This is a genomic window from Vibrio sp. 10N.286.46.A8 (genome assembly GCF_041470165.1).
Lineage (GTDB): Bacteria > Pseudomonadota > Gammaproteobacteria > Enterobacterales > Vibrionaceae > Vibrio > Vibrio tasmaniensis_A.
Window position 1 is genome coordinate 1 of sequence record NZ_JBFRLX010000078.1, and the last position, 7,229, is coordinate 7,229.

The 7,229-nt window shown below is 43.4% G+C and carries 10 protein-coding genes; 8 read left to right on the forward strand and 2 right to left on the reverse strand.

Annotated elements, in window-relative coordinates; all coding sequences use genetic code 11:
- From AB4232_RS09410 to AB4232_RS09435, 6 genes are all read left to right on the forward strand, one after another.
- Positions 1 to 300 (forward strand): energy transducer TonB (locus AB4232_RS09410; RefSeq protein WP_372086984.1); only part of this gene is annotated, 300 nt, incomplete at its 5' end.
- 2 nt (positions 301 to 302) lie between these two features.
- Positions 303 to 1,004, forward strand: coding sequence for a MotA/TolQ/ExbB proton channel family protein (locus AB4232_RS09415; RefSeq protein WP_372086985.1), 702 nt, complete (start codon positions 303 to 305; stop codon positions 1,002 to 1,004).
- Positions 1,001 to 1,414, forward strand: a complete 414-nt coding sequence (locus tag AB4232_RS09420) for a biopolymer transporter ExbD (protein WP_009845734.1) — start codon at positions 1,001 to 1,003, stop codon at positions 1,412 to 1,414. Before AB4232_RS09415 ends, AB4232_RS09420 begins: the two co-directional genes overlap by 4 nt.
- Positions 1,415 to 1,589: 175 nt before the next feature.
- Positions 1,590 to 2,480 (forward strand): hemin ABC transporter substrate-binding protein, encoded by an 891-nt coding sequence (locus AB4232_RS09425; RefSeq protein WP_372086986.1) that lies wholly within the window; start codon positions 1,590 to 1,592, stop codon positions 2,478 to 2,480.
- A 177-nt stretch (positions 2,481 to 2,657) separates the two neighbouring features.
- Positions 2,658 to 3,695, forward strand: a complete 1,038-nt coding sequence (locus AB4232_RS09430; RefSeq protein WP_372086987.1) for a FecCD family ABC transporter permease — start codon at positions 2,658 to 2,660, stop codon at positions 3,693 to 3,695.
- Positions 3,695 to 4,477: a heme ABC transporter ATP-binding protein gene (locus AB4232_RS09435; protein ID WP_372086988.1), complete on the forward strand. Its 783-nt coding sequence runs from the start codon at positions 3,695 to 3,697 to the stop codon at positions 4,475 to 4,477. The genes AB4232_RS09430 and AB4232_RS09435 overlap by 1 nt, the downstream gene beginning before the upstream one ends.
- A gap of 393 nt (positions 4,478 to 4,870) precedes the next feature.
- Here the strand turns inward: AB4232_RS09435 and AB4232_RS09440 are convergent, their stop codons facing one another.
- Entirely contained in the window at positions 4,871 to 5,332 is a 462-nt protein-coding gene (locus tag AB4232_RS09440) for a TetR/AcrR family transcriptional regulator (RefSeq protein WP_009845738.1), read from the reverse strand.
- A gap of 529 nt (positions 5,333 to 5,861) precedes the next feature.
- Between AB4232_RS09440 and AB4232_RS09445 the strand changes: the two genes are divergently transcribed.
- Positions 5,862 to 6,161, forward strand: a complete 300-nt coding sequence (locus AB4232_RS09445; RefSeq protein ID WP_009845739.1) for a YfcZ/YiiS family protein — start codon at positions 5,862 to 5,864, stop codon at positions 6,159 to 6,161.
- 36 nt (positions 6,162 to 6,197) lie between these two features.
- On the opposite strand, the gene AB4232_RS09450 is transcribed toward AB4232_RS09445, so the two are convergent.
- A complete protein-coding gene (locus AB4232_RS09450; protein ID WP_012600256.1) occupies positions 6,198 to 6,500 on the reverse strand; it encodes a YnjH family protein in 303 nt (100 codons plus the stop codon).
- A 101-nt stretch (positions 6,501 to 6,601) separates the two neighbouring features.
- On the opposite strand from AB4232_RS09450, the gene AB4232_RS09455 reads away from it, so the two are divergent.
- Positions 6,602 to 7,201 carry a hypothetical protein gene (locus AB4232_RS09455; protein ID WP_372086989.1) on the forward strand — a complete coding sequence of 200 codons (600 nt, stop codon included), beginning with the start codon at positions 6,602 to 6,604 and terminating at the stop codon, positions 7,199 to 7,201.
- The last annotated feature ends 28 nt before the right edge of the window (positions 7,202 to 7,229 follow it).

Genomic DNA, 7,229 nt, shown 5'->3' on the forward strand with positions numbered 1-7,229 from the left:
GGCGTATCTAACCAAGAGCCGGTGTTAATCACTAGGCCCTCTTTTTCAGCTCGTCCAACACCACCAAGCTACCCCCGCCAAGCAAGGCGCCGAGGCGTTGAAGGTGTCGCAACTTATGAGGTCTGGTTAGATGCTGAAGGAAAACAAATTAAACAGGCATTAGTCAACTCATCAGGCGCACTAATGCTCGACAACGCTGCCTTGAAAGCCATTAAAAAATGGAAGTTCTCACCTCATACTGTAAATGGTCGAGCAATTGCTCACCGTGTGCAAATACCTGTTCGTTTTAAGTTGGATTAACCATGCAACAAATCAGTTACTTACAAGATCAACTTGGCCTAATGACATGGCCTCTTCTTATCTGTTCAGCATTAACAGCAATGATCATCGCAGAGCGTATCTTCCAAGTCATGCTAAACATTGGGGTTGGCAAACGCGCTATTCGTCATGAGCTCAATCAGATTTCACCAACCAATAGCAAAGAAATCGAAGCATTAGCACAATCTATTTCTGGTAAACGACCTCTGCTGTACAAGGGCGTGGCGATGCTGCTTGCTCACCACTCTTTCTCAAAAGGTTTACGTGAAGATGCAGCAGGGATTTGGCTACAAGAGAAACGCCACCAGCTTCATGCAGGTTTAAGACTGCTTGGCTTGATCGGCGTCATCAGCCCGCTAATTGGCCTGCTTGGCACAGTACTTGGGCTTATTGAGATGTTTAAAGGCGTTGCCGCTACAACAGGCAGCATCACGCCTAATGATTTGGCAGACGGTCTTGGATTAGCAATGAGAACCACTGCTGCGGGTTTGATGATTGCGCTTCCTGCTATTTCAGGAGCTCAACTACTCGGGTTATGGGCCGATCGAGTGCTAGCTCAGTTAGAACACACTCTGAATTATGTGAATGTTTGGCTAGAAGGCATGTCAATTCAAACCAGTCAGTCTGGCGACACTCAAGGTACTCCCGTCAGCAAAGCCTCTATCGGTGATGTGAGCCAAGCATGATTAAAACGCCCCACTCATCTCAAACACAGAGCTTAGTTCCGGATTTAACACCCTTACTGGACATTATATTTATCGTGATGGTTTTCCTTCTACTGACAGCATCAGTGAAGTTGGAGTCATTAGAAGTGGAGCTTCCGAGTTCTGATATTAAAAACGTTTCTGAAGTTCATAAAGATTCGATTAGCGTCAATATCTTAGATCACGAACCTTACTGGGCGATCAACGGCCAAGAGTACATCGACTGGGAAAACTTCAAGATCGCACTGTTAGAAGAAACAGGCACATCGGATAAGAAACCGATCATCATTGGCGCCGATAAAGCAGCTAACGTTGAGAACTTAGTGAAGTTGCTGTCGTTCTTACAAGAAAACGGTATTCCAGCAACCCAATTACTCACGGAGGAAGGCTAGAACGACTCTTAAATTTTCATGAGACCTAGCACCTTTTATGAGATTGGACTCTTTATTGATAAGACCAAATAACCAAAGCCAGCTCTCTATCGATTCAAATTCAACATGCGGACAGGCTGATCACAAAGCATCTTCGCGATTACTCTCCATCAAAAGAAAGTACAAATAAATTATTATGAAAGACTTAAAAGTGCTCAATAAATTAAAGTACAACAAACATTTACTCGCAATCGCCGCGATGGGGTTGGTACTTGCAGCACCTATCGCCAATGCTGACGACGCAAAACAACTTAGAATCATCAGTGCTGGCAGCGCCGTTACCGAATTAGTTCTTGCTCTGGGTGCTGAAGAGCAGTTGATTGCAATTGATGTGACCAGTCACTTACCTCAATCAAAAAAGCTGCCAAAGATTGGTTATCACAGAAACCTTTCTGCAGAAGGATTGATTGCCTTATCGCCAACGACGCTCATCGGCTCAGATGAGATGGGGCCAGACAACGCCATTTCTCAATTAAAATCTGTGGGTATCGATGTCGAGATCGTTAACACCGAAGCAAACGTTGAAGGGCTACTAAAGCGTATCGACCAAATTGCAAAGATTACCCATACCGAAGCTCACTCACAGCAAGTGAAAGCCGAAGTGAATCAAAAAATTGCGGCACTGAAAGCTAACCAAGTACCCAACAACGAAGCGAAGAAAGTTCTGTTCCTATTACTGCATGAAGGCCGTCCTGCAAATGTTGCTGGCGGTGAAACATCACCCAACGCGATCATTGAATTGGCTGGTGGTGTTAACCCTGCGGCTAAAAGCCTGACCTCTTACAAACCACTGTCGATGGAATCACTCGTTGAAATGCAGCCTGATGTCATCTTAGTGAGCGGCCGTAGCTACCAGAAAATAGGCGGCGCTGATGCCATTCTTAAATCGTTACCTATGCTAGCGGCAACGCCAGCAGGCATGAACAAGCAAATCATTACCGTAAAGGGCAGCGCTCTAGTTGGAGGGCTTGGTCTTGAAAGCCTCTCTGAAGCAAAGCGAATAAACGCACTTATCTATCCGCTATAACTTATTTACCCGCTATAACTTATTTACCCGCTATAACTTATTTACCCGTTATAACTTATCTACCCGCTATAACTCACTACCCTATTTTTACTGTTACTTGCTCAATCCTCACTACCGCGTCGCTTTCGTAAAGTCGGCTACGAGGATTGAAGCTAGTGATAGACATTGAGGCTCTTTATGTTGTTACGATCCGTCCCACTAAAAACATCGATGTTAGGCTTCGGCGCTATCCTAGTCTTAACCGCGCTGTACTCGGTCACCGTTGGGCCTATGGACATAAGCTTAGCTGACAGCGCAGCTAGCCTATTCCAACCCAGCAATGACTTAGCTCCCCACATCAATTTGGTGATTCAAGAGATCCGTTTACCGAGAACCATCTTATGTATGCTAATAGGCGCGATTCTCGCATTATGTGGTGCCGTCATGCAGGGGCTATTTAGAAACCCGCTTGCTGAACCTGGGATCATCGGCGTCTCTGCCGGAGCTGCATTAGGCGCGGCGTTGGCTATTGTTCTTTTCTCTGAACTTTCACTGCAATACCCTGCTTTTATGAACTTTGCGGCCGTGCCAGTATTTGCCTTTTTAGGTGGCGCTTTAACCACCCTGCTAGTTTATAAGCTAGGTACGGGAAAATTCGGTACCTCGGTGACCATCATGTTATTAGCGGGTGTTGCGATCAGTGCATTGTCAGGCGCAGGTATTGGCTTCTTGAATTTCATTGCTGATGACCAAATGCTACGTGATCTTTCGTTGTGGTCGATGGGTTCATTGGCGGGTGCTAAGTGGTCCGGAATTTTACTTGCTGCTGTCACACTCGTTGGATTGTTTGTTGTTTTCTACCGCCAAGCAATGTCACTGAATGCTCTATTACTGGGCGAGTCAGAAGCGCAACACCTTGGCATCCCAGTACAGAAACTCAAGCGAAAGCTGATTCTACTGGCTGCCGCAGGCGTTGGTATCACGGTTAGCTTGTCTGGCATGATTGGCTTCATCGGACTGGTTATTCCTCATTTAGGTCGTATGTTGGCTGGCCCAGATCACCGAATTCTGTTGCCACTATCAGCAGTGCTAGGCGCGTTACTATTAACAGCTGCAGACATGGCCTCACGCGTGGCACTGGCTCCAGCTGAATTGCCAGTTGGTATTGTCACTGCAATCATCGGCGCTCCATTTTTCTTGTATCTACTATTTCAACAGAAAGGGAGAATCCTTTAATGTTTCCTGCAGCGTTAAAAGCAACCGACATCGAAGTGAAGTTCGGCAACAAAGTGATTTTAGATGGCGTTTCTATTGAGATTGAAGCAGGAAAGGTAACCACACTACTTGGACCAAACGGCGCAGGAAAAAGTACGCTGCTCAAAGCTTTATGTCAGGAGATATCGAGCACTGGTGATATTCAGTATTTTGGATACACCAAAGACAAGTGGTCTTCTCAAAAGTTGGCGAAGCACTTGGCGATGCTTCCTCAACATAGTACGTTGACCTTCCCTTTTCTGGCACACGAAGTTGTCGAGCTTGGTGGTATCCCGTTGCAAGAGTCCAACAAGAAGCTCACTAGCATAGCTAGCCAGAAAATGGATGTTGCCGATGTGTCTCACCTAAGCAAAAGGCTCTACCCTTCTCTATCTGGCGGTGAAAAACAGCGTGTTCACTTGGCTCGAGTGCTAACCCAACTTCACTATTCTGGTGACCAATGTATCTTGATGCTTGATGAACCCACATCAGCACTGGATCTTGCCCATCAGCACAACACGTTAAAGATCGCGAGAGAGTTAGCCGACAACCACAATGCCGCGGTTATCGTAGTTTTACATGACTTAAACCTAGCCGCTCAATACTCAGATCGATTGATAGTTTTGAAAGAGGGAAACTTAGTTTGCGATGGCAGCCCTTGGGAAGCACTTAAGCCTTCGATGATTGAAGATGTGTACGGCTACATAAGTATTGTAGAAAAGCACCCAACCATGAACTTCCCCCAGGTTCATCCCGCACAATAAGCTCGATTAAGAACAGGTTCGTTTTGAGTATTCGCTTTATCTAACAACCACACCATTCACCGCCTCGATTTCTTCGAGGCTTTTTATTGTCTCACAGCCCCTCTCTCGCCTTAAAATCAATTTTGTTAGCTACCATGGCAATACCCCTTAAAACGGCTCACCTTGAGCGTTTGAGGCTCTAGAAATAAACACCATCAGTTAATGTTAGTAAGCTTTTAGTTACTCAGAAAGATGCAGGCGAAACCCTAGATATCTAAAAAGAAAAGAAATAACTTTATTCAGCACAAAGACAAGATAACGACAACGGTGTGAGAACTAGAGGAAAAAAGAAAGAAAAGTGAAACTACAGGTACAAAAAAAGCCCCCTCAGGAGCTTCTTTCATTGCGTGTTGATTATTGGCTCATATGAATCAATGACTTACCAATCAACCACTCTAGTTCTTTACCACTAGCATCACCAAACTGAGTTTCAGTTAGCTTGTACAAGCGGTCGATACCGTTTGCCGCAAACTCATGTGCATTCTCGGCAGTAACGATATGATGGAAAAGTAAACGTAAGATCGCTAGGAACTCAGCATCTTCAAGTGCTGCAACCCAGCTAGCCGAAAATGCATCAAGGCCATTTTCAAAGTCAATGTGTTCCATAAACATCTTGAAAATACGACCGTCTAGAGCAGCAGTAAAATCCGTTTTCTTTGGAAAGTGATGACTTATACCTGTACGAGAAACGCCTGTTTGTTGACTCAACGTCGTGTATGACATTTTGTCGTAACCCAATCTCAATAACTGGTCTACAACGGCATCCATGATCTTCTGGATCGTGATTTCTGTATCTTCTTTACTACGCTTTGGCATATTCAGGTTCTTCTCTTTGTAAATCCATCTAACTCAACCGAATGAAGTCAGAATGAAAATCGTTATCAGCATTATGTGAGCAAGGTATTTTTTCGCAAGTATTTCCATTAAATACCCACAAATACTTTGTACGAACAATTTTACAGTGTTGCCTCTTTGGGCACTTTGTTTAATTATTCTTCGAAAATCACCTTACAATCCTAAGTCGATAAGTTTAAATAACTACTTAGAATATGAAATACCCAACGAAAAATTCATTGTATAAATAACTGTCAAGCGATAGATACTCTTATAAAATCAATCCTGGCGCAACTAAGTGAATGATATTCTGACAAATAAATAACGTACCTCTTCAGGAAAACGTGATATTAATCACATACATATTTATCGTCGCGAATATACATATTCATTAAATATCCTATCAAACAGCATAGCATACTAGTAAAAATTAGTTCAAAGATTTTGATTTTTGTAGATACAGTTCAAATTGCTCGCTAGAATAACCGCAGACTTTGTAAGAGGATTATTTATGAGCCAAGATATTGGTAACAATGATGTATGTGAGGCTTGCGGCTGCGCAGGTGAAATCGGGTTTATCATTAAAGAAGGCGACGATGTTGCCGAAGTAACGGTTTACGGTAACTCTAAAGCACTCATTGAAACTGAGTTTGCTAAGTACGTTGAGCTTGCTAAACAAGTGTCTAGCAACGTTGAGTTTGAAGCATCAGAACTGACAGAAGAAAGCACAGAATTAAATGCTCGCTTTAAGTTTGAAGTCAGCGCTGAGAAGATTATTTTCGAACTTAAGACTCGCTCTCTAGCACGTTAATATAAGCACCAACACGCATACCAATGAAAGACGAGTTTATTTCTCGTCTTTTTTTATAATCTCAATCCAGCCTAGAGCACCATTGGTCTCAAAATCATTTTCGGCAGCACATCGAATCAACACTCCTGAAACTTCAACGACCGCACCTAGGCTATAGGCCTTATCATCATAATAACAAACTCGTTGCTGTGAACCACTCTGAGTGACGACGACTGCAGCCTTAGCGGGCGTTGATATTATTTTATTAGCATTCGCTGATGCTGAACAAAATACAGAAGTTACAATCACAAAGCCTTTTAGAATTTGACGCTTTATTTCAATCACAGATTCGCCTTTCATTGTGTTCTATTCTTTTTTACCGACCAACAAATGAGTAAAACACTATGCGAGAATAATTTTTTCATTATAGTGTTAACGTCTATCGTAATAAGAAGCTTGTTATGCTCCGAATAATTGTACTTATTATTGGTTCTTTAACCATAACAAATGTGACTGCAGAACCACTCGATCAGTATCAAATATTGAACCATCTGGATAATTACGGAAACTTATATTTACGAAATAAGCCCTATACATCGCTACCGACAGGATTGGTCGTCAATGGCAATTTAAATATAGAAAAAACCGCAATCACTCGCCTTCCCAAAGGGTTGGAAGTTAAGGGAAGCCTTAAAGGCGGTAACAGCCTACTAGCCCGAGTTCCATCGGGCGTAAAAATAAAAGGCTACGCCGACTTGATAGGAAGTAAGATTACCCGTTGGCCAAAAGGTGTGAGAGTGGGTGGATTCATCAACCTCACAGATACCCCCCTAATACGGCTTCCCAACGGCTTTAGAGTAAAAGGAGACCTAAGCGTGATCCGTACTCCTTTAACCGAGCTGCCAAACGGGATAGTGGTTGATGGCGATTTATATATTGGCGGATCTGCAATTACAGAATTTCCCGATACCATGACGGTCAAAGGCAATATCTACCTAGGTGGTAACACGATTACCACGTGGCCGACCCAATTAGATCTTGGTGGTGCTGTTGCTCGCTAACCTGCCGTTCGATTGATTGATTGATTGA